Below are 1,790 nucleotides of genomic sequence, written 5' to 3' on the forward strand. Positions count from 1 at the left end.
CCCCCAAATCCCCCGCCCCGCAGGGAAATTCGCTGGTCGTGCGGTGTCGCGGAGGTCAGACTCGGACGCGTGTTCCTCACCATCAGCACGACAGGCGGGGCGGCCGGTCCGGCCACCGACCTGGGGTATCTGCTGCACAAGCACCCGGACCGGGCGCAGGAGTTCGCGACGTCCTACGGCACCGCGCACGTCTTCTATCCCGAGGCCTCCGACGAGGTGTGCACCGCGGCGCTGCTGCTGGAGGTCGATCCGGTGGCGCTGGTGTGGCGCGGGCGGGGCAAGGGGCGCGGCGGGGCGCCGGACAGCGCGCTGGCGCAGTACGTCAACGACCGGCCTTATGCGGCGAGTTCGCTGCTGGCGACGGCGCTGAGCGGTGTCTTCTCCAGCGCGATGAAGGGCGTGTGCCGCAGTCGTCCGGAGCGGGCGGCGGCCGTGATGCCGTTGCGGATCGTGGTGCCGGCGGTGCCCGCGCGCGGCGGGGCTGAGCTGACCCGGGCGCTGTTCGAGCCGCTGGGGTGGACGGTTGCCGCCGAACCGGTGGCGCTGGACGAGCAGTTCCCCGAATGGGGTGAATCGCGTTACGTCAGCTTGACGTTGGAGGGCGAGACGCGGCTGAGTGACGCGTTGCGTCAGCTCTACGTCCTGCTGCCGGTGCTCGACGACGCGAAGCACTACTGGTCGGCGCCCGACGAGGTGGACAAGCTGCTGCGTGCCGGTGAGGGCTGGCTCGCCACCCATCCGGAACGCCGCCTGATCACCGCGCGCTACCTGTCGCGCCGCTGGTCGCTCGCCCGGCAGGCGGTCGAACGCCTGGAACTCGCCCGCCTCGCCGAGAGCGACGACACCGAGGCCGACGACCTGGACAACGCCGTTGAGGCCGACGACCTCGACAGCGCCGTTCAGGAGATCGCACCGGACGAGGCGACCCCGGACCCGTCCACGCCGGACGCCCGGACCGAGGACACCGACCCGGTCGACGCCGACCTCACCGGTGCCCGAGCCGAGGACGCCGATCCGGTCGACGCCAGCCTGATCGACGCCAGCCTGATCGACGCCAGCCTGATCGACGCCGACCCCGTCGGCCCCGACCTCGCCGGCCTCGACCCCACCGGTCCCAAGCCCACCGGCCCCGGCGGAGCCCACCCCGCAGGCCGTACGCCGCTCGCCGTTCACCGGCAGCGTGCCGTGCTGGACGTGCTGCGGGACAGCGGTGCGGCCCGGGTGCTGGACCTGGGGTGTGGTGAGGGGCGGCTGGTGCGGGAGTTGCTGAAGGACGCCCGGTACGCCGAGGTCGTCGGGATGGACGTCTCCGTGCGGGCGCTGGCGATCGCGGCGCGGCGGCTGGGCGTCGAACGGATGCCGGAGCGGCAGTCCGGGCGGCTGAAGCTGCTGCACGGTTCGCTGACGTACACCGACCGCCGGCTGAAGGGGTACGACGCGGCCGTGCTGAGCGAGGTTGTCGAACACCTCGACGCGCCGCGGCTGCCCGCGCTGGAGTACGCGGTCTTCGGCGCCGCCCGGCCCGGCACCGTCGTGGTCACCACGCCCAACGCCGAGTACAACGTGCGCTGGGAGACGCTGCCGGCCGGTCACGTGCGCCACCACGACCACCGGTTCGAGTGGGACCGGCGGGAGTTCCGCGACTGGGCGTGGCGGATCGCCGGACGGTACGGCTACACGGTCACGTTCGCCCCGGTCGGGGACGACGACCCCGAGGTCGGCCCGCCCACCCAGATGGCCGTCTTCCACCTGACCGACCCCACCCCCGACCCGCCGCCCGCCCCAGGGCC

Annotated in this window: 1 protein-coding gene; it reads left to right on the top strand. The window is 73.2% G+C overall.

Annotated elements, in window-relative coordinates; translation table 11 throughout:
* Window positions 1–69: 69 nt before the first annotated feature.
* Window positions 70–1,790: 3' terminal RNA ribose 2'-O-methyltransferase Hen1 (locus POF43_RS34360; protein ID WP_282704963.1), on the top strand; the 1,721-nt coding region annotated here is incomplete at its 3' end.

This window comes from Streptantibioticus silvisoli (assembly GCF_027947535.2).
Lineage (GTDB): Bacteria > Actinomycetota > Actinomycetes > Streptomycetales > Streptomycetaceae > Streptantibioticus_C > Streptantibioticus_C silvisoli.